Annotated in this window: 19 protein-coding genes and 1 pseudogene; 8 read left to right on the top strand and 12 right to left on the bottom strand. The window is 72.1% G+C overall.

Annotation, left to right across the window (positions count from 1 at the left end):
• Positions 1–5: 5 nt before the first annotated feature.
• From EXE47_RS12090 to EXE47_RS12080, 3 genes are all read right to left on the bottom strand, one after another.
• A complete protein-coding gene (locus EXE47_RS12090) occupies positions 6–1,022 on the bottom strand; it encodes an FAD-dependent oxidoreductase (protein WP_094582682.1) in 1,017 nt (338 codons plus the stop codon).
• Positions 1,019–2,257 carry an ABC transporter substrate-binding protein gene (locus EXE47_RS12085; protein ID WP_049932386.1) on the bottom strand — a complete coding sequence of 413 codons (1,239 nt, stop codon included), beginning with the start codon at positions 2,255–2,257 and terminating at the stop codon, positions 1,019–1,021. The genes EXE47_RS12090 and EXE47_RS12085 overlap by 4 nt, the downstream gene beginning before the upstream one ends.
• Before the next feature lie 164 nt (positions 2,258–2,421).
• The gene (locus EXE47_RS12080; protein ID WP_049932388.1) at positions 2,422–3,336 is read right to left on the bottom strand and encodes a serine/threonine-protein kinase RIO2; all 915 of its coding nucleotides are present in this window, start codon (positions 3,334–3,336) and stop codon (positions 2,422–2,424) included.
• Positions 3,337–3,482: 146 nt separating this feature from the next.
• On the opposite strand from EXE47_RS12080, the gene EXE47_RS12075 reads away from it, so the two are divergent.
• The 4 genes from EXE47_RS12075 (at position 3,483) to EXE47_RS12060 (ending at position 6,784) form a co-directional block, all read left to right on the top strand.
• Complete coding sequence (locus EXE47_RS12075) at positions 3,483–4,331, top strand: biotin/lipoate A/B protein ligase family protein (RefSeq protein WP_049932390.1); 849 nt, start codon at positions 3,483–3,485, stop codon at positions 4,329–4,331.
• A gap of 161 nt (positions 4,332–4,492) precedes the next feature.
• Positions 4,493–5,329, top strand: coding sequence for a deoxyribonuclease IV (locus tag EXE47_RS12070; RefSeq protein ID WP_089307960.1), 837 nt, complete (start codon positions 4,493–4,495; stop codon positions 5,327–5,329).
• 84 nt (positions 5,330–5,413) lie between these two features.
• Entirely contained in the window at positions 5,414–5,908 is a 495-nt protein-coding gene (locus EXE47_RS12065; protein WP_137708357.1) for a hypothetical protein, read from the top strand.
• A 69-nt stretch (positions 5,909–5,977) separates the two neighbouring features.
• The gene (locus EXE47_RS12060; protein ID WP_137708356.1) at positions 5,978–6,784 is read left to right on the top strand and encodes a class I SAM-dependent methyltransferase; all 807 of its coding nucleotides are present in this window, start codon (positions 5,978–5,980) and stop codon (positions 6,782–6,784) included.
• Positions 6,785–7,257: 473 nt separating this feature from the next.
• Here the strand turns inward: EXE47_RS12060 and EXE47_RS12055 are convergent, their stop codons facing one another.
• The 3 genes from EXE47_RS12055 to EXE47_RS12045 are packed head-to-tail and all read right to left on the bottom strand — an operon-like array spanning position 7,258 to position 10,290.
• Positions 7,258–7,902 (bottom strand): hypothetical protein, encoded by a 645-nt coding sequence (locus EXE47_RS12055; RefSeq protein ID WP_049932397.1) that lies wholly within the window; start codon positions 7,900–7,902, stop codon positions 7,258–7,260.
• A gap of 51 nt (positions 7,903–7,953) precedes the next feature.
• Positions 7,954–8,481, bottom strand: coding sequence for a Mut7-C RNAse domain-containing protein (locus EXE47_RS12050; protein WP_049932398.1), 528 nt, complete (start codon positions 8,479–8,481; stop codon positions 7,954–7,956).
• Positions 8,482–10,290 (bottom strand): helix-hairpin-helix domain-containing protein, encoded by a 1,809-nt coding sequence (locus tag EXE47_RS12045; RefSeq protein ID WP_137708355.1) that lies wholly within the window; start codon positions 10,288–10,290, stop codon positions 8,482–8,484.
• A 115-nt stretch (positions 10,291–10,405) separates the two neighbouring features.
• On the opposite strand from EXE47_RS12045, the gene EXE47_RS12040 reads away from it, so the two are divergent.
• On the top strand, positions 10,406–10,828 hold the full coding sequence (locus EXE47_RS12040; protein ID WP_049932401.1) for a DUF2237 family protein: 423 nt from the start codon (positions 10,406–10,408) through the stop codon (positions 10,826–10,828).
• Between the two features lie 73 nt (positions 10,829–10,901).
• A complete protein-coding gene (locus EXE47_RS12035) occupies positions 10,902–11,921 on the top strand; it encodes a hypothetical protein (RefSeq protein ID WP_094553558.1) in 1,020 nt (339 codons plus the stop codon).
• A gap of 7 nt (positions 11,922–11,928) precedes the next feature.
• On the opposite strand, the gene EXE47_RS12030 is transcribed toward EXE47_RS12035, so the two are convergent.
• From EXE47_RS12030 to EXE47_RS12000, 6 genes and pseudogenes are all read right to left on the bottom strand, one after another.
• Positions 11,929–13,170, bottom strand: coding sequence for an MFS transporter (locus EXE47_RS12030; RefSeq protein WP_094553559.1), 1,242 nt, complete (start codon positions 13,168–13,170; stop codon positions 11,929–11,931).
• A gap of 149 nt (positions 13,171–13,319) precedes the next feature.
• Positions 13,320–13,592, bottom strand: a complete 273-nt coding sequence (locus EXE47_RS12025; RefSeq protein ID WP_049932405.1) for a hypothetical protein — start codon at positions 13,590–13,592, stop codon at positions 13,320–13,322.
• A gap of 92 nt (positions 13,593–13,684) precedes the next feature.
• Positions 13,685–15,076 carry a signal recognition particle protein Srp54 gene (locus EXE47_RS12020; protein ID WP_049932406.1) on the bottom strand — a complete coding sequence of 464 codons (1,392 nt, stop codon included), beginning with the start codon at positions 15,074–15,076 and terminating at the stop codon, positions 13,685–13,687.
• Positions 15,077–15,447: 371 nt separating this feature from the next.
• Positions 15,448–15,924 carry a PIN domain-containing protein gene (locus tag EXE47_RS12010; protein WP_137708354.1) on the bottom strand — a complete coding sequence of 159 codons (477 nt, stop codon included), beginning with the start codon at positions 15,922–15,924 and terminating at the stop codon, positions 15,448–15,450.
• Positions 15,921–16,121: pseudogene (locus EXE47_RS19290) on the bottom strand (AbrB/MazE/SpoVT family DNA-binding domain-containing protein); the annotation flags it as partial. The pseudogene EXE47_RS19290 and the gene EXE47_RS12010, both read right to left, overlap by 4 nt.
• 12 nt (positions 16,122–16,133) lie before the next feature.
• Entirely contained in the window at positions 16,134–17,003 is an 870-nt protein-coding gene (locus EXE47_RS12000; protein ID WP_049932410.1) for a pantoate kinase, read from the bottom strand.
• Positions 17,004–17,149: 146 nt separating this feature from the next.
• Here EXE47_RS12000 and EXE47_RS11995 point away from each other — a divergent pair, with 146 nt between their 5' ends.
• The gene (locus EXE47_RS11995) at positions 17,150–17,659 is read left to right on the top strand and encodes a zinc ribbon domain-containing protein (RefSeq protein WP_137708353.1); all 510 of its coding nucleotides are present in this window, start codon (positions 17,150–17,152) and stop codon (positions 17,657–17,659) included.
• A gap of 122 nt (positions 17,660–17,781) precedes the next feature.
• A complete protein-coding gene (locus tag EXE47_RS11990) occupies positions 17,782–18,618 on the top strand; it encodes a phosphatase PAP2 family protein (RefSeq protein ID WP_049932413.1) in 837 nt (278 codons plus the stop codon).
• The last annotated feature ends 24 nt before the right edge of the window (positions 18,619–18,642 follow it).

Below are 18,642 nucleotides of genomic sequence, written 5' to 3'. Positions count from 1 at the left end.
ACCCCTCACCGCTCATCGCGGGCCTCCGTCGGCTCGCGGCGCGTCGACCCGTCGCCGCCCGCGTACGCCGCGACCGCCCCGTCGTCCAGCGCGTCGAGCAGCGCGGCGGGCCCGTGTGCGTCGACGACCGCCTCGGGGTCGAGTCGCTCGGCGAGCGCGCGGTGACCGGCCGCGGCGCGCGCGGCCGCCTCGTCCGCGTCGACGTACGCCGACAGGGCGTCGTCGACCGCGGCCTCGCGGACGCGCGCGAACCGCTCGGAGTCGGGGTCGACCGGGCCGTCGGCGTGGGTCTCGTCGAACCACTCGACCCAGCGCTCCCGGTCGGTCCACTCGCCCTCGCGCTCGGCCTCGCGGCGGACCCAGTCGACGCCCTCGGCCGCCGCCGGCCACCAGCCGTCGTCGATCCGGGCGTCGGCGACCACCCGCTTGCCGACCCGCGCGCCCCGGCCCGCGGCCGTGACCGCCTGCCGGTCCGCGTCCGACGGAGACGCGACGTACAGCCCCTCGACCGGCGTCTTCCCGTCTCGGTCCGCGTACTCCCGGTCGAAGTCCTCGCGCGTCTCACCGTCGCGATCGCGTGCCTCGAACATCGCGCCGTCCTCGTCGAGCCCGCGGAGGTACTCGCCGTCGTAGCGCGTCGCCGCGACCACCCGGCGGGCGGTGACCGGGTCGCCCTCCTGCGGGGTCACGACGAACCGAGGCGCGTCGCCCTCGGGGGGCTCTCCGGGCCCGCCGTCGGTCGCCCGCTCGACGGTCTCGACGAGGTCGTCGACGACCGCACAGCCCGCCCGCTCGGCCTGCTCGCGCATGAGGTCGGAGAGGGTTCCGACGTCGACGCCGGCCGGGAAGCCGGGGTAGTTCTCGAGGTGCGCGCACCGCGCGAGCGACGACCGGCCGCGGTCGAAGACGGTCACGTCGAGGCCGTCGCGCGCGGCGAACACCGCGGCGGCGCAGCCGGCCGGCCCACAGCCGACCACGACGACGTCGCGGTCGGCGGCCTCGGGCTCGGCGGGACCGCTCATTCGCCCCCTCCGGCGACGATCGAGGCGACCTCGCCGCGGTCGAACAGCTGTTCGTCGGCGGGGATCTCCGGGTAGTCGTCGCCGTGTTCGTACGTCGGCCACTCACCGAACCGCTCCGGGAACAGCTGTTTCGCGGTCATCTCCAGCTGGAACAGGTTCATGATCGGGCCCTGAACCGGATCGCCGGAGGGGTAGAAGCGGTCGTTCGCTATCGCGGAGAGGTCGCCGGCGACCGGGTGGTCCGACAGCTCCTCGCGGACCGCGCCCACGTCGTAGTAAGAGGCGATCCCGTACTGGTGGAGGACGACGTCGGGGTCGACCTCCAGCAGTCGCTCGTGGTCGTATGCCGTCTCGTAGGTGACGTCGTCGCCGGCGAACGCGTCGGGCACGTCGAACGGACGCACGTGCGCGTTCGCGAACCCCGGCTCGTCGGTCCGCGAGGGGTAGTAGGTCCCGTCCATGTAGATGAGCGTCGCGACGGTCGGCCGCTCCTCGGCCGGGGGGAGGTCGCTCCGGATCGTCTCGATCAGGTCCTCGCGGACCGCGTCGAGCGCGGCGAAGCGTTCCGACTCTCGGAACGCGGCGGCGACCCGCTCGCCGATCTCGGGGAGGGTGTAGTACTCGTACCGGTCGCGGTACGCCTCGGGCGGCGCGGCGTGCCGGCGGCTGTAGCTGTTTCCGAACCACGGCCCGACGCGCTCCCGGACCTCGGCCACGTCCTCCTCGTCCCAGCCGTCGAAGGAGGCGAACAGCGCCGGGTCGGCCAGGTGGAGGTCGGAGTCGAGCTCGTAGAGGAGCTCGCGGTCGACCGAGATGCCCCCGCCCGAACCGGAGTTGAGCTGCGTGATCCCCTCGCGATCGAAGGAGACGCCGTCGAGGTTCGCGTAGTAGGCGTCGAGCGTGTTCCCGCCCGCGTCGGCGTCGAACCCGAGAGAGTTCACCGCCCCGCCGTGGCCGAGCGCCACGGCGAGGTCGGCGTACAGCAGGCTGTACACCGACACGCTCTCGGGGACCGCGTCGAACTCGACCTCGCCCACCGGGGCCATCGCGGCCGTGTACGTGTCCGGCGAGTCGCCGCCGGAGCCTCCGTCCGCGGAACCGGCCTCATTCTCGGACCCGCTCGGCGTCGTCTCCCTCCCGCTACACCCGGCGAGGAGCCCCGCGCCGGCGACGGCGCCGCAGTACCTGATCGCGTCGCGTCGCGTGCCGGTGAGTCGGTCCGCGTCTGGTTGCATACGATTTAGGCCACCCTAAAGGATTAAAGCGGTTTCGAATCTTAGGTATGCCTAAAACCTCCCCAGACGGTCGGCGAGACCCTGCGGACCGGTGCGGACGTGACGAACGGCAGCCGAGCGGGACGAACCGCGGCCAAACCGGATTTCGTATCGCGCTATCCGCTTTATTCGGCGCCGAACGACCGCACGCTCTCGAACGAGCCGTCGGCGATAGCGGCGGCGATGCCCTCGATGTCGGCCTCTCGCGGCACCTCGTGCGGGTACTTCCGACCGAAGTACCGGACGAGGTTCTCCACGTCGCGTTCGAGGAACTCCCGCGCGTTCTCGTGGTCGACGGGCACCGCCTGCGGCCAGTCGAAGATGGTGATCCCGCTCTCGGCGACCGCGACGTTGTGCTCGGAGGCGTCGGCGTGGATCCAGCCGAGTTCGTGGGCGGTCGCGAGTTCGCGGCAGATCAGATCGAGGACGCCGACCGCCTGCTCGGGGTCGAGCTTCGCGCGCGAAAGTTCGACGCCCGCGAACTTCTCCATCACGATGGCGTGTCGGTTGTGGTCGACCGGCCGGGGGACGGAGACGTCCGGATACAGCGACTCCATCGCCTCGTACTCCCGCTCGGCCGCCTTGCGCGCGGTGTACAGCCACGAGACGTGGTCCCGGTCGGCGGTGTACTCGCGCTCGCGGTTCACCTCGCGGAAGTTGGTGTACCCCTCGCGGTGGTACTTCAGGGCGAGCGGCCGGAACGACTGCGCCTCGTACACGTCGCCCTCCTTGCCGAGCCCGAGCGGCGACCCCACGCCGTCTATCGTCTCCCGCTCCGCGAACGTCCGGAGCGCCAGGGCGTCGTACCCCTCGAAGGTGAGCTGGTACCCCTCGTACTGGATCGTCTTCCGCTCGATCAGCTCGCGGTCGAGGCAGCGGTCGATGCGGTAGTCGACCTCCTCGCGCGTCAGGTCGGCGTAGTCCGGGAGCTTGTCGCGACGGACCCACTCCGAGAAGCGCATCCCCTGCTCGACGCCCGAGAGGAGGTAGAAGTCCTCGGGGTCGAGGTCGGCCATGTCGCCGGCGACGTTTCGCACCATACGCGCCCCTACTCCGGCGATTCGTAAAAGGGGCGCGCGTTCGACGACATCCACTGGTATAGCGTATATCGCGATATCGAATTTCGTTCGGGCCGACCGCTGGGCCGAGCGCAACCGCTTTCGGAGCGGCGGCCGACGGTGTCGACATGACCGCGCCCGCCGTCGACTGGCGGCTGATCCGCGAGGAGACCCGCCCCGGCCCAATGCAGATGGCGTTAGACGAGGTTGCCGCCGAGACCGCCGCGGCCGGCGGCCCCGCCACGCTCCGCACCTACCGCTGGGAGCCGAGCTGTCTCACCCTCGGCCGCCACCAAGACCCGGAGACGGTCGACTGGAGATTCTGCGAGCGCGAGGGGATCGACGCAACGCGCCGGCAGACCGGCGGCGGCGGCATCTACCACGACGAAACGGGTGATGTCGCCTACTCTATCGCGGTCCCCGCGGAGACGGTGCCGGGCGAACTGCTCGACTGCTACCACCTTCTTTGCGAGCCGGTCCTCGACGCCTTCGACCGGCTCGGCGTCGACGCGGACTACGTCGACGAGTCGATGCCGGAACTGTATCACCCCGCCTGCTACCTCCGCGAGCTCCACCCGGCACACGACGTGGTGGCCCCGGGACCGGAGGGCGACGAGCTCCGCAAGATCGCCGGCAACGCGCAGTACCGCAAGCGGGAGGCGGTGATCCAGCACGGGTCGTTGACCTTCTCGGTCGACGCGCCCCGCCACCTCGGCGTCTTCGCCGATCCGTCGGTGACTCCCGAGGCGTTCCGAGACCGGGTCGTCGGGATGGACGAACTGGTCGATGTCGACCGCGCGGCCGCGGTGGCGACCGTCGAGGCGGCGCTGGCCGACTGGGCGGACGCGACTCCGGGAGCGACGGTCGACGCGGACGGGTCGTGGACCGACGACGAACTGGAGCGGGCCGAGGAAATCGCCGCGGAGAAGTACCGGAACGAGGAATGGGCCCGGACGCGACCCGGGGGCGGCGCGTAAGATGCGGAAAGCGGGGAGCGGCGGCAAGACGTGGAAAGCGGGAAGCGGCGGTAAGACGTGGAAATCGGGGAGCGGCGGCGGGTGACGGCGGGGACGACCGCGAACGACCGCGGACCGCCCGGTTCCGAAGGGGCTTTTTCGACCGCCCCCGTGTGATCGGTATGAGTCTCAAGGTCGGCGCGCACGTCTCCATCGCCGGCGGCGTGGACAACGCCGTGGCGAACCAGGTCGAGGTCGGCGGCAACTGTGGACAGATCTTCACCCACTCGCCGCAGGTGTGGCAGGATCCGGACATCGGCGACGAGGAGGCCGAACGGTTCCGCGAGGGGACCGAACGCGACTTGGAGGGGCCGTGGGTGATCCACACCTCCTACCTCGTGAACCTCTGTACGCCGAAGGAGGGGCTCCGTGAGAAGTCGCTCGACTCGATGCAAAAAGAGGTCGACGCGGCCGACAAGCTGGGCATCCCGTACGTGAACGTCCACCTCGGCGCGCACACGGGGGCCGGCGTCGAGGGCGGCCTCGATAACGCCGCGTCGGTGATAGACGACCTCGACGTGCCCGACGGCGTGACGATCCTGATCGAGAGCGACGCGGGCGCGGGAACGAAACTCGGCGGCGAGTTCGAGCACCTCGCGGGGGTCATCGACCGCACCGAGACCGACATCGATGTCTGCGTCGACACCGCACACGCGTTCGCGGCGGGCTACGACCTCTCGACGCCCGAGGCGGTCGACCAGACGATCGGCGAGTTCGACGACGTGGTCGGGTTAGAACACTTGGAGTACGTCCACCTCAACGACTCGAAACACGAGTGCGGCACCAACAAGGACGAACACGCCCACATCGGCGAGGGGCACATCGGCGAGGCGGGGATGGAGCGGTTCCTCAACCACCCCGACCTGACGGACGTGCCGCTCGCGCTGGAGACGCCGACCGAGGACGGAAAGAGCTTCGCGTGGAACATCGACCGAGTGCGCGAACTCCGGCGCGACTGAGGCACCGCGACCGAGACGCCGCCGTCTCCGCGGACGCCGTCCGTCCGACGCAGTTTTAAGTTATCTCGCGGGCGATCCGCGGGCATGTCCACCACGAGAGCGCTGCTGGTCGGCCGTCGCCGCGGCCGCGCGGTCGGACTGGTGGTCGGATTCGCCGGGGTCGTGGCCCTCGTGCTCGTCGCCGCCTTCGTCGCCGAGTCGGTCGGCGCGACGACGGCGGCCGCGATGACCGACCGGCTCCTCCCGCCGTTAGTGTTCTACGCGCCCGGGCCGCTGGCCGCCGCCGGGGCGTACGCGCGCTGCGGGGGGCCGGCCTGTCTGACCGTCGGCGTCGTGCCGGCGGTCGTCCTCGGGGGGTTCGTCCTCGTCGGGACGCTGGTCGGCGTCCCCGGCGTCAACGGCGGGAACCCGGCGCTCGGCGACGTGACGGTGAGCTTCGCCGCGATCGGGCTGAGCAGCGCGTTTGTCGGCTACTGCGCCGGGGTGACCGCCGTCCTCGCCGCCGACATGCTGGGATTCGGCGGCCACGGCAGCGGAGGGGAGACGGACGGCGGCGAGGGGGACGCCGACGAGGCGTGACGGCCCGACCGGGAATCGAGCGGCGGTCGATCTCCGGACGTTTATTTTCGCCCGCGCCGAAGCGGGGGCGTGCGACGCTTCTCCGCCGAGTACCTCGAACACACCCGCCGCGGGATGTGGGAGGACGGCCGCGACGCGCTCGCCGACTTGGAGCTATCGAGCCGCGAGCGCGTCCTCGATGTCGGCTGCGGTACCGGAGAGCTGACCCGCGTGCTGGCCGCGGAGACGGACGCGGACGTACTCGGCGTCGACGCGGACCGAGAGCTCCTCTCGGTCGCCCGCGAGGAGAGCGACGGCCGGACTGGCTACCTCGCGGGCGACGCCACGCGGCTCCCGGTCGATGACGACGCGGTCGACCTGGCCGCCTGTCAGGCCCTGCTGATCAACCTCCCGGACCCGACCGCCGCGGTCCGAGAGCTCGCCCGCGTCTCCGGGGACCTCGTCGCCGCGGTCGAGCCGGACAACGCCGACGTGCGGGTGGCCTCGACGGTCGACGCCGAGGAGCGACTGGAGCGCGAGGCCCGCGAGGCGTACGTCGACGGGGTGGACACCGACGTGGCGCTCGGCGACCGGGTCCGCGAGGCGTTCGACGCGACGGGACTCGTCGACGTGCGCACTCGGCGCTACGTCCACGAGAAGCGGACCGAGCCGCCGTACGCCGAGGCCGCGCTGCGGTCGGCGGCGCGGAAGGCCTCCGGCGCGGGGCTGGCCGACCACCGCGACGAGTTGGTGGCCGCGACCTCCGAGCGCGCGTACGACGACCTCCGCGGGCGCTGGCGCGAGATGGGCCGCGAGGTCGTCGACGCCATCGGCGCCGCGGAGTACGAACGCGTCGAGTACGTCCCGTTCGACGTGACGGTCGGACGAGTGAGCTGAGAGAAAGAGGAAACCAGAACCGACGCCGACGGGCGGTTGTTTATAAGTCAGAGAGGCTGATTCCGAATTTGATAGATAAATGAACGGTAGCAGATCGGCGGCCGACACCGCCAAAGCCCCAGCCGTCCGGGTATAAATGACTGGTTGTAGATCGGCGGCGAACTCCTCCAAAGCCCCAGCCGCGAGGGCTCGCGCGGCTCGTTGCGCTCCTCGCTCGCGCGGCTCGTCGCGCTCCTCGCTCGCGTTACTCGCTGCGGTGCGTACTGCGCCGTGCTTCGCCCTCGCGACTGCCACTTTGAGTCCCGCCCCGCACCGCGCCTCACGCCTCCCCAGCCTCGTCGGCCGGCCTCCGCTTCGCTCCGGCCGGCCGACTCCCTCGCGCGTGCTGTCTCGCGGCCGCCGAGGGCGGCCGCTCGGAGGCGCGCGCCACCGCACCGGGTTCGATTTATAAATAGCGTCGCGGTGCGTCCGCCTTACACCATGTCGCCGCGAACCGAGGCGCCCTCCTGCTCTGTGCGCTGTCGTTTCAACACGTCCGCGGCCTCGGTCGCGGCCTCCTCGTCGGCGCCGAGCATCCCGAGCGCGGCGGGTAGCGTCGGCATCGCGAGCGAGGCCTCGCGGAGGCGGTCGAAGGCCTCGTCGTCGCGCTCGCCGTCGACCCACAGGCAGACCCCGCGGGGGTCGAGCACCTCCTCGTAGGCGTCCCGGGCGAGCGCGCCCTTCAGGCGCTGCCGGACGTTGTCCTCGAAGCCCGCGTTACACACCTCCAGGTGGATCGGCTCGTCGTCGTCAAGGAGTTCGGCCGCGAGGCACTTCTCGGGTGCGGCGTACCCGTTGTCGCTCGTCCGCACGCGGTCCGGGTGCGCCTCGGCCCACTCGGCGTCGACGGTGGTGCCGACGCCCTTCACGCCGTACTCGGCCTCGAACGCCGCGGCCGCGTCGCCGTCGCCGCCCATGATCACGTCCTTGGTGAGATAGACGTCGAGCCGGTCGACCGGGTCGAGTCCGAGCGCCACGTCGCCGAACGCCCACACCTCGCGGACGGGCACCGGCATCGGTTCGCCCGCGACGCGGTCGACGAGCGACTCCAGACGGTCGACGGCCCCTTCGCGTTCCATTGGCGACGACTACGCGTCGGGCGGGCAAACCGGTTACGCTCGGCGGGGCGGTCAGATCTCGTCGAGCCGCGCCGCCACGTCGTCCCAGTGCCCCCCTTTCCAGAACCACTGGCCGCACTCGGTGCAGCGCCACCCCGGGCGCTCCGACCCTACGTCGTCCGGGACGTACTCCGGACGGTCGGCCGACGGGTCGCCGACTTCGAGCGAGTCGACGCGCTCGACGGGCCCGTTACACGAGCCGCACCGCGTCGGCTCGTCGGCGAGTTCGACGCGGAGACCGGCGGCGGCGAGTTCCCGGAGCTGGTCGAGCACGTCGCGCTCGGCGAGGAGGACGGCGTCGACGGCGGGGTCGCCGCGGGGGGCGCGGTCCGCGAGGTCGCGGTCCCGAGTGAGGAGGACGCGGTCCTCGGCGGCCGCGACCTCGCGGAGCCGGTCGTCGGCCTCGATCCCCCGGTCGAGCGCGTAGGCGGCGTCGTACCCGCAGAGCCGGAGGTAGGTGGCGAGCTTCCCGCACATCACGTCGAGCAGGACCGGCGGGCGGTCGGCGGCCGAGGGGGCGCTCCCGTCCCGGTCCGTCATCTACAGCAGGAACGACCGGAGCCCGTCGAGCGAGCGCGCGTTGAGCACGTCGGCGGCCCGCGCCCACCCCCGCCGCGCGGTGTGGACGCCGTACCGCGCGTTGTCGAGTTCGCGCGGGGCGTGCGCGTCGGTGTTGACGGCGATCGTCGCGCCCGCCTCGACCGCGGCCCGGACGAACTCGCCGTCGGCGTCGAGCCGGGCGGGGTTCGCGTTCACCTCGATGGCGGTGCCCGACGCGGACGCCGCCTCGGCGACCGCCTCCACGTCCGGGTCGAGCCCCGGTCGCTCGTTGATCAACCGGCCGGTCGGGTGGCCGAGCACGTCGACGTGAGGGTGCTCGACCGCCCGGACCAGTCGCTCGGTGGCCGCCTCGGCGTCCTGCCCGAGCGCGGCGTGCGGCGACGCGACGACCAGGTCGAGGGCGGCGAGCGTCTCGTCGTCGGTTGAGAGGTCGCCGCCGGCGTCGATGTTCGCCTCGATCCCGTGGAGGAGCGGGATATCGACTTCGTCGGCCGCCTCGGCGACCGCCGCGGCCTGCGCCTCGATGTCGGACTCGCCGAGCCCGACGCCGCCCACCATTCCCGGTCCGGTCGCGTGGTCGGTGACGACGTGGTAGTCGTAGCCGCGTTCTTCGGCCGCCGCGGCCATCTCGGCGATCGAGAAACCGCCGTCGGACCAGTCGGTGTGGGTGTGGAGGTCGCCGCGGAGCTCGTCCGGCCCGACGAGCGGCGGCAGGCGACCCTCGGCGGCGGCCTCGACCTCGCCGCGGTCCTCCCGGAGCTCCGGCGGGACCGGGTCCATGTCGAGCGCGCGGTAGACCTCGTCCTCGCTCTCCCCCGCGATGCGCTCGCCGGCACGCGTCGCGTCGGCCTCCGCGTCGTCCGCGGCGGCTCCGTCGGCCGCCTCGCCTTCCGCGTCGTCGTCGGCCGCCTCGCCCTCCGCGTCGCTCACGTCGAAGAGCCCGTACTCGTTCAGCTTGCGCCCGCGGTCGATCGCGCGGTTGCGGACGGCGACGTTATGTGCCCGCGACCCGGTGAAGTACTGGAGCGCGGCGCCGAACTCGTCGGGGTCGACGATCCGGAGGTCGACGCGGGTGCCGTCCGCGCGCACGCTCGCCTTCCCGGTGCCCGCCTCGATCGTCGCGTCCGCGGCCTCCCAGTGGGTGAACGCCTCGACGATTGGATCGCGCTCCTCGCTGGCGACGAGCAGGTCGATGTCCCCGATCGTCGGCTTCCACCGCCGGATCGAGCCGCACACCTCGACCGACTCGACGGCGTCGCGGTCGGCGAGGTACGCGAGCGCGTCGTCCGCGACCGGCCGGGCGTCGCCGAGGCGGGTCCGCTCGCGGGCCTCGCGCGCGAACGGGATGTTGTCGAGGATGTTCTCCTCCGTCTTGGCCCCGAAGCCGGAGACCTCCCGGATCTCCTCCGCCTCGGCGGCGGTCTCCAGCTTGTCGAGGTCGCTGATCCCGAGCGCGTCGTACAGCGAGCCGACCGTCTTCGGCCCGACGCCCTCCACCGCGGTCAGCCCGGCCATGTCGACGGGCAGCTCCTCGCGGAGCTCGGTTAATTCTCCGATCTCGCCGGTCTCGACGTACTCGACGATCTTCGCGGCGATGGCGTCGCCGACGCGGTCGATCTCGGTGACCGCGTCCTCGCCGTCGGCCGCGAGCCCCTCGATCGGCGCCGGGTGGTCGCGGACGTTCTCGGCCGCCCGTCGGTAGGCGGTCGGTTTGTACTCGACGCCCGTCGCCTCGAGGAGGTCGGCGAACTCCTCCAACCGCGTCGCGACCTCGTCGTTCCGGCTCATCACGCGACCGTTCGGCGGGACGGCACTTATACCGCCGGGCGAACGCCCGCGATCGGCGCCGTCCGCGGGCCACGTCGACCGGTCGCTTATTCCGACCGAGACCGAACCCGGTAGTATGTCGAGCGACCACGGCGGCGCCGACGGCACGGCGGACCGAAACGTCCTCGGGGGCGAACTGGCCCCCTGCGGCCGCGACCCGACGACCGGCTACCTGCGGGACGGACACTGTCGCGACGTGGACGGCGACGCCGGCGAGCACACGCTCTGTGCGGTCGTCACGGCCGAGTTCCTTCGGTACAGCCGCGACCGCGGCAACGACCTGATCACGCCCCGCCCCGAGTTCGAGTTCCCCGGGCTGGAGCCGGGCGACCGCTGGTGCCTCTGCGTCGGCCGGTGGCTGGAGGCCGCCGAGGCGGGCGTCGCCCCGCCGGTCGTCCTCGAGGCGACGGACGAGTCCGTGCTGCGCGCGGTCGATCCCGACCGACTCCGCGAGCACGAGTTCGACCCGGCGGCGTTCGATCCCGGAACGCTCGACTGAGGTGGGCGCGCGCCGGGGCGGCGTTCGGAGGCGACCCCGGAGGCTTTTTCGCCCCGGCCCGGGACTCCGAGACATGGCCGAGACGGGCGACGCGCCGGACGACAGCGTCCGCGAGCGCGCCGATCGGAGCCGCGTCGCGCTGTGGCTCCTGCTCGACGCCGACCGACGGCTCGTCACGGCCGTCATCCTCTCGCTCGTCTTCCTCGGACTGGTGGCGGCCGGGGCCGTCCTGCCCGGCGCCGCCGAGACCCTCCGCCGCGGCGACTCCGTCGACACGCTGTTCCAAGGGCTCCTCACGGCCACGATCACCGGCGTCACGCTCGTGCTCACGCTGAACCAGCTCGTGCTCTCACAGGAGCTCGGCGCCGTCGGCGACCAGCGCGAGCGCATGGACGGCGCGATGGCGTTCCGGGACGACGCGGCGGCCGTCCTCGGCGAGCCGGTCAGCCCCGCCGAGCCGGCGGCGTTCCTCGGCGCGCTCGTCCGGACGGCGAGCGACCGCGCGACCGCCCTCCGCGAGGCCGTCTCCGGGACGACCGACGCGGAGTTGGCCCGGGCGACCGACGACCTGACCGACGCCGTCGCGGAGAACGCGGCCCGGACGACGGACGGGCTCGACGGGGCTCAGTTCGGCGCGTTCGAGGTGATATCGGCGGTCCTCGACTTCAATTACTCGTGGAAGCTGTTCGCGGCCCGGCGGCTCCGCGAGCGCCACGGCGAGGCGCTGAACGAGACCGCGGCGGCGGCGCTCGACGACCTGATCGAGACGCTGCGGCTGTTCGGCCCCGCCCGCGAACACTTCAAGACGCTGTACTTCCAGTGGGAGCTGATCGACCTCTCGCGGCGGATGCTCGTGTCCGCCGTCCCGGCGCTGCTGACGGCGGCGGCGATGGTCGCCTTCTTCGACGCCGAGCGCTACGCCGGGTCTATCCTCGGCGTCGAGGCCGTCGCGTTCTGGGTGGCGCTCGCAGCCGCCGTCTCGCTCGTCCCGTTCGCGCTGCTTTTAGCCTACATCCTCCGGATCGCGACGGTGACGAAGCGCACCCTCTCAGTCGGCCCGTTCATCCTGCGCGAGACCGACGGCGAGGCGTGAGCGGCCGTCACTCCCTCGACTCGGTCAGCCAGAGCCCGGCTGCGACGGCCGCCGCGACCCCCATCGACACGGCCAGCAGCGCGAACGCCGGGCGGAACCCGGCGGCGTCGGCCACGACGCCGACCGCGCTCGGCGCGAGCGCGCCGGCCCCCATGAGCAGCGTCCGGACCACGCCGAGGCCGCCGCCGGCGAGCCGCTCGGGGAGCAGCTCCATCAGGTAGGCGCCCCGGACCGGGCGGAAGCCGTGCGACCCGAGGCCGAAGGCGGCGACGACCGCGCCGGCCGCGAGCGCGCCGCCGCCGAGCGCGGGGAGCGAGACGAGGGCGACGAGCGTCGCGGCCGCCAGCCCGAGCGTGGCGACCATCACGGGGAAGCGGCCGACGCGGTCAGAGAGATCGCCGGTGACGAGCTGGACGAGCGTCATCGCGAACACGAGCGAGTACAGCAGGCTCGCCGTCGGGCTCGCGAGCTCGACCGCCTCGGAGAGGTACAGCGGCAGGAACGCGACGAGGCCGTTGTAGGCGAACGAGAAGCCGACCGTCACGAGGACGAACGCCGCGAACCGGGCGTCCCCGAACAGCCGGAGGTAGTCGCGCGCCCCCGGATCGCCGCCGTCGTCGCCCTCGTCCGCCGCCCCCGTCGCCGCCGGGGATCCGGCGAGCCGGACCGCGGCGACGGCCGCGAGCGCGACGGCGAGCGTCCCGGTGAGCAGGAAGGGGGCGCGCCAGTCGGCGCCGGGCAGGCGCGCGAGGACGGCCGCGAGCGCGGGCGGCGCCGAGAGGACGGCGACGACGACCGCGGGCGCGGCGACCCCGCCCATCGCGCCGAGCGTGTCGTGCGCGCCGAGCATCCGCCCGGTGCGAGCGGGGTACACGCGGGCGATCAGCCGCACCGAGACGGTCTTGTGGACGCCCGTCCCCGCGCCGATGACGAGCATCGCGGCCACCAGCGCGGCGAAGGGGGCGTCGACCACCAACGCGAGCGACCCCGCGCCCGCGACGAGCGCGCCGGCGACGATCACCCGTACCGGACCCACCCGGTCCGCGACCGCACCGCTCGGGAACTGTAACAGCGCGTACACGATCATGAAGCCGGTGAACGCGGTCCCGACGGTCGCGTTGCTCACGCCGTAGGCGCCCCGGATCGACTCGAACAGCGGCGGGAAGAGGTACCGGACGAACTTCCCGAGGAACCAGACGAGCGAGACGAGGAGGAGGGCGTCGTACTCGCCGATTCGACGGGAGCGCATCGGGCGTTCTTGCCCGGTCGACGGCATAAAAGGTCTGAAGCGTCGGGCGGCCCGCGGTCGCGCGGCGTGTGGGCTCCCGTCGCCGCGTTGCGTTCTCTGTACTCGTGCCGCGTTACCTGCCGCCGCGATGGCGAACGCCGGCGCGGGCGCTATCCGCCACCGCCGCCGTACGACCCCTTCTGCGCCTCTAGCTCGCCCTCGCGACGGCCGTCGGCCTCGTCGGCGTCCGACGGCGGTTCGGCGTCTCCCGTCGACCGGCGGACCGCGAGCACCCACCCGAGGCCGTACGCCGCCGTCCCGCAGGCGACGCCGCCAGCCGTCCCGAGGGCGGACGCCCCGGCGAGCCCCGAGAGGACGGCCACCGCCGGACCGCCGAGGAGGGCGTATCCGAGGTTGTCGGTCACCACGTCGCGCACGGTCACGCCGGCCTCAACTCGCCCCCGTCAGAAGTGTTTTGTCGTCGCCCCGACCGGGCGGAGCGGACAGCCGCACGGGAACCGCCTCGCGGCGCCGCTCAGAACGGGCCCTTGCCGCCGCCCATCATGTCGCCGAGGCCGCCGCCCTCGCCGCCCATCTTCTTCATCATGCGCTGCATGTCACCCTCGCCCATCCCTTGGAACTGGCTGATCGTCTGTTCCATCATCGAGTGCTGTTCGAGCAGCTGCCGGACCGTCTCCTCGTCGGTGCCCGAGCCGCGGGCGATGCGCTCCGTGCGCGACTGGCCGACGACGCGCGGGTTCTCGAGCTCCTCCTCCGTCATCGAGTCCATGATGCGCTCGAAGCGGCGCATCCGGTCTTGGGTGACGTCCATCGCGTCGTCCGGGAGCTCGTCCATCATCCCGCCGCCGAGCCCCGGGATCATGTCCATCACCTGGTCGAGCGGCCCCATCTTGTTCATCGCGTCCATCTGCCGTTTCATGTCCTTCAGGGTGAACTCGCCCTGAAGCATGTCCTCGGGGTCCCAGTCTTCGTCCTCCTCCTGGGTCTCCTGCATCGCGCGCTCGACGCGCTCGGAGAGCTGCTTCAGGTCGCCCATGCCGAGCAGCCGGGAGATGAACCCCGACGGCTCGAACCGCTCGATGTCCTGGACCGTCTCGCCGGTCCCGAGGAAGGCGATCGAGGAGTCGGTCTCGTTGACCGCGGTCAGCGCGCCCCCGCCCTTCGCGGTCCCGTCGAGCTTGGTGATCACGACGCCCTCGATGCCGATCGACTCCTCGAACTGTCGGGCCTGCTCCTTCGCGCCCTGCCCGATCGCGGCGTCCAAGACGAGCAGCGAGCGGTCGGGGTCGACGACGCCTTCGATCTCCTCGATCTCCGCGATGAGGTCGTCTTCGAGCGCGTGCCGCCCCGCCGTGTCGACGATGTGAACGTCCGCGTCGGCCGTCTCTTCGAGGCCGGTGCGGGCGATGTCGACCGGGTCGTCGTTGTCGGGGTTCCCGTAGAAGTCGACCTCCGCGCGCTCGCACATCTGCTTCGCCTGGTCGTACGCGCCCGGCCGGAAGGTGTCGGTCTGGACGACCGCGGGCCGGAGCCCCTTCTTCGAGAACCACCACGCCATCTTCGCCGCGGAGGTCGTCTTCCCCGACCCCTGGAGGCCGGCGAGGAGGATCGTCTGGTTTTCTAAGGGGAGCTCGGTCGAGTCGCCGACCAACTCGACCATCTCCTCGTAGACGATCTTGAGGACGTGGTCCTTCGCCGTGGTGCCGCCCGGCGGCTCCTCTTCGAGCGCGCGGGACTTGATCGAGTCCGACAGCTCCATCACGAGGGAGACGTCGACGTCGGCGGACAGCAGGGAGCGCTGGATCTCCTTGACGATCTCCTCGACGTCGCTCTCGGAGAGTCGGGACTTCCCCTGGAGCTTGTCGAGGCTGCTCCGCAGGGACGTGCCGAGGTCGTCGAGTACCATTTGCCGGAGCTAGGCGGGCGACGCGGTAAAGCTTTGTTCGTCGGCGGGCGCTGCGAGGAGGCCGCGTCGAGGGCGGCGACTGGGACCTCGACGGGAGAGAGCGGCTTCGAGAGACGGCGGTGTACCGGTCGTCGCGATCGGACGGGACGGGGAGATACAACTGTGCGAGGGGTTCCACCGGGCGGCGGTCGCGTCCGTGTTCGAACTCGACGAGATTACGGTGAACGTCCTGTGTCGCCACGAGGAGCGGCAACGGATCCGGGACCGGATCGCCTCCGATCCGTCCGCGGCCCGGAGTCAAGAACCGCCGATCGAACCCCGCGAACACCCGGACTTGCGGGACCTCTTTCCGGACGAAACCCGGTAACCGATCACGCGGGAGACCCGGTCAGCGACGGGAAGTACGTCGAGTAGAACTCCTCGTCGAAGCTGACCAGTCCGTCGCAGTCGACTGCGGCGTGCGCGCCGATGAGGAAATCGGCGGCGACGTGCTGGCGCGGTGAGAGCGACTCGCCGCACGCCTCGCAGTCGACGGACCGCTTCTCACCGCACGCGGGACACTGGATTCCGTCCGGACGGCGGTCCACGTATTCCCGGAACCGCTCGCCCGCGGCGAAGCGCGCCTCGCGCGAGGGTTCGGTCACGTCGACGCTGAAGTCCGCGAGAAAGCGATCGAGGTCGGCGGCCGATGCGAAGCGGCCGTCGGCCGCGAGTTCGGCGTAGACGACGGGCGCGGCAACGACCGCTCCGTCTCGATACGCGCGCCTGAGCGCCGCCTCGCTTGCGTCAGCGCGTTCGTCGTCGTACAGCAGCCCGAGGAACGCGTGCGTGTCGACCGCCGTCGTCACGGGTCGGCACCCGTCGCCCCGCCGTCGGAACCCTCGTCGATTTCTGGTGGGCCATCGACCTCTCGCGGGTACTCGCCGCGGAGTCGACGCATCCGCTCCGGCATCGTCTCGTTGCTGTCGGCGCTTCCGCGATGCTTCTCGAAGGGGTCGTCGCCGTCTTCTGTGGTCGGCGCCCGCTTCTGGAGCCGATACTCGGATCCGAGGCGCCCTCAGTCGTCAACGAGCCGCGCGCCCGCGGCGTCGATCCGGCACGCCTCGGGGTCGTAGCCCGCGTCGGAGAGCCCGGTGCCGAGCGCGAAGACGGTGCGGCCGAGCATCGCCATCGCGGCCTCGCCGCCGGCCGCGTCGACCGCGTCGATCGCCTCGGCCACCTCGGGAACGAGGAGATCAGCCTCGCCGGCGAATCCGCGGGCCGCGTCCATCAGCGTCGGGAGCCGCGGGTCCGCCCGAAGCCGGTCGAGCGCGTCCTCGCCGGCCGCCGAGAGGGCGTCCGTGTCGCCGCCGAGTACCTCCTCGGTCGACAGCTCGCCGAACGTGACGTACTCGACGCGCGCGCTCGCCGGCACACCGTCGAGCTCGCCGACGCCCGGCGCGCCGGGTTCGAGCCGGACCGGGACCCCGCCGCGCGCCTGCGCGACCACGTCGCCGAGGCCGGTCCCGCGGTCGACCTCCGCGGCGTGGGCGACGCGGACGAGCTCGTTCTCGGAGCGCCCCCGGTCGAACGCGTCGTTCGCCGCGAGCGCGGCCCCGAGCGCCGCGGCGCCCGAGACGCCGAAGCCCGCGCCGATCGGGAGGTCGGTCTCGACCGCCACGTCGGCGGCGGTCGCGTCCAGTTCGGCGAGCACGTCGTCGACCGCGCCGATCGAACCGACCTCGCCGTCGATGGTCGTCTCCCCAGCGGCGGCGTCGTCCGCCACCGTGTCCCCGTCGTCCGCCGCCGACACTCGGACCGTCACGCCGTCGGTGAGCGTCACGCCCGCGCCGCGCGACCCGGCGACAGTCGGGTCGTCGTCGCGGTGCGCGCTGAAGAAGGCGGTGACGTGACCCGGGACGAACGCGGTCGCCCGCTGGCTGCTCATGTCGCGGCCGACGACCGGGCCGCGATTAACGGTTGTTATCCGCGACGGGATTCCCGGGACGTCCGCGCGACGAGAGCGACCGCCCGGCCGCGGTCGCTCGGTGCGACACCGCAGGCCTAAGTACGGGCCGATCGAACCCGGGCCGTATGCGAAGCCAGTTGCGTCCCGTCCTCGCCGCCGTGCTCGCGCTGGTCCTCCCGGGGCTCGGCCACCTCTCGCTGCGCCGGTGGGGCCGGGCGCTGCTGTGGCACCTGACGATCATCGGCGGCGGCGTCGCGCTGTTTGCCCTGTACGACGTCGAACCGGTCGACCCTCTCGCCGACCCCGCGGCGGTGTCGGCCGCGGTCCCCCCGGACGTGGCGCTGCCGATCGCGCTCCTGTCGCTGCTGTCGGCGCTCGACGCGTACCTCGTCGGCCGGACCGTCGTCGCGGAGCGCGAGCGCGCCGCCACCGCCGAGGCGATGCGGCGTCAGGTCGAGCGCGCCGACGGCGACGACGGGGCGGGAGCCGGTCACGCCGCGGCGGTCGCGGCCGTGAGCGGCGGGGACGGCGAGGCCGTCGACGTGACCTGTCCCAACTGCGGCAAGGAGATCGACGCCGACCTCGAATTCTGTCACTGGTGTACCGAGCCGCTCCCGTGGGCAGAGTCGGACTGAGTCGACGGGGCGGTGCGGAGCGCGGCGGTCGTCGGAGACGCGGACCGACCCACCGCTACCGAGGGAGTAATACCGGTCCGGTCCTGGCCTCGTACCGACGGATGACGGGTGAGACGTAGTCGATGATCGAGCAACTCCCGGTCGAGTTCCTCCGGCTCCTCGGCGTCGTCCTCGCCGCCGTGGTCGCCGCGTTCGCCGCGCTGCTACCGGCGTGTGTCGGCCGCGATCGAGTCCGGAGCGTCCTCGCGGACCGCGAACTGCTCCGCGAGCGCGCGCGCAGAATCGCGCCGTACGTCGGCGGACTCGCGCTCGTGCTCGCCGTCAACAAGGGCCTGCTTCGACGGCTGGAAGCGTTCTCGTTCGAGTACGGCTACCGCGCGACGACCGCCATCTACGCTGTGGAGGGCGACCTCGTGGCCGCGATACAGGACGCGATCCCGCGGGCCGCGGTGTACTACTTCGGACCGATATACGTCGTCGGCTACGTCGTGTTGCTCTCGTTCCCGCTCGTGGCGTACGCGTTCGCCCGGAATCTGCGACCGCTGAAGCGACTGATCGCGGCGTACGCGGTCAACTACGCGTTCGCGATCGCCTGCTACGCCGGGGTCGTCGCGTACGGTCCGCGCAGCTACCGCGACGTGCCCGGTGCCGACCAGAGCGCCGCGAGCGTCGAGCCGCTCCTCCTCGACTGGTTCCGCGGCGTGACGCGGCTGACGGCGCGAGTGAACGTCGAGACGAACGTCTTCCCCTCGCTTCACACCGCGCTGTCGGTGACGGTGCTGCTCGCGGCCGTCTTTACCCACGAGGAGTTCCCGCGGTGGACGCCAGTGGCCGCGTTCCTCACCGCGAGCATCGTGGTGGCGACGATGTTCCTCGGGATCCACTGGGCGACCGACGTGGTCGCCGGGACCGCACTCGCCGCCGGCAGCGTCGCGCTCGCGAACCGCGTCGTCGACTGAGCGGCCGCACACGGTCCGCGCACG

The organism is Halorubrum sp. GN12_10-3_MGM (genome assembly GCF_005435235.1).
In the GTDB taxonomy this organism is placed as follows: domain Archaea; phylum Halobacteriota; class Halobacteria; order Halobacteriales; family Haloferacaceae; genus Halorubrum; species Halorubrum ezzemoulense.
Note: the sequence above shows the minus strand (reverse complement) of the source record. Positions and strands in the feature narration are given on the sequence as shown.

What these genes read in the sequence shown, in the direction of transcription:
- EXE47_RS12080 (WP_049932388.1), bottom strand. Translation starts at nt 3,336, where the DNA reads ATGGTGCGAAACGTCGCCGGCGACATGGCCGACCTCGACCCCGAGGAC.
- EXE47_RS12055 (WP_049932397.1), bottom strand. Translation starts at nt 7,902, where the DNA reads ATGGAACGCGAAGGGGCCGTCGACCGTCTGGAGTCGCTCGTCGACCGC.
- EXE47_RS12045 (WP_137708355.1), bottom strand. Translation starts at nt 10,290, where the DNA reads ATGAGCCGGAACGACGAGGTCGCGACGCGGTTGGAGGAGTTCGCCGAC.
- EXE47_RS12075 (WP_049932390.1), top strand. Translation starts at nt 3,483, where the DNA reads ATGACCGCGCCCGCCGTCGACTGGCGGCTGATCCGCGAGGAGACCCGC.
- EXE47_RS12020 (WP_049932406.1), bottom strand. Translation starts at nt 15,076, where the DNA reads ATGGTACTCGACGACCTCGGCACGTCCCTGCGGAGCAGCCTCGACAAG.
- EXE47_RS12035 (WP_094553558.1), top strand. Translation starts at nt 10,902, where the DNA reads ATGGCCGAGACGGGCGACGCGCCGGACGACAGCGTCCGCGAGCGCGCC.
- EXE47_RS12070 (WP_089307960.1), top strand. Translation starts at nt 4,493, where the DNA reads ATGAGTCTCAAGGTCGGCGCGCACGTCTCCATCGCCGGCGGCGTGGAC.
- EXE47_RS12000 (WP_049932410.1), bottom strand. Translation starts at nt 17,003, where the DNA reads ATGAGCAGCCAGCGGGCGACCGCGTTCGTCCCGGGTCACGTCACCGCC.
- EXE47_RS12090 (WP_094582682.1), bottom strand. Translation starts at nt 1,022, where the DNA reads ATGAGCGGTCCCGCCGAGCCCGAGGCCGCCGACCGCGACGTCGTCGTG.
- EXE47_RS12050 (WP_049932398.1), bottom strand. Translation starts at nt 8,481, where the DNA reads ATGACGGACCGGGACGGGAGCGCCCCCTCGGCCGCCGACCGCCCGCCG.
- EXE47_RS11995 (WP_137708353.1), top strand. Translation starts at nt 17,150, where the DNA reads ATGCGAAGCCAGTTGCGTCCCGTCCTCGCCGCCGTGCTCGCGCTGGTC.
- EXE47_RS12085 (WP_049932386.1), bottom strand. Translation starts at nt 2,257, where the DNA reads ATGCAACCAGACGCGGACCGACTCACCGGCACGCGACGCGACGCGATC.
- EXE47_RS12040 (WP_049932401.1), top strand. Translation starts at nt 10,406, where the DNA reads ATGTCGAGCGACCACGGCGGCGCCGACGGCACGGCGGACCGAAACGTC.
- EXE47_RS11990 (WP_049932413.1), top strand. Translation starts at nt 17,782, where the DNA reads ATGATCGAGCAACTCCCGGTCGAGTTCCTCCGGCTCCTCGGCGTCGTC.
- EXE47_RS12065 (WP_137708357.1), top strand. Translation starts at nt 5,414, where the DNA reads ATGTCCACCACGAGAGCGCTGCTGGTCGGCCGTCGCCGCGGCCGCGCG.
- EXE47_RS12030 (WP_094553559.1), bottom strand. Translation starts at nt 13,170, where the DNA reads ATGCGCTCCCGTCGAATCGGCGAGTACGACGCCCTCCTCCTCGTCTCG.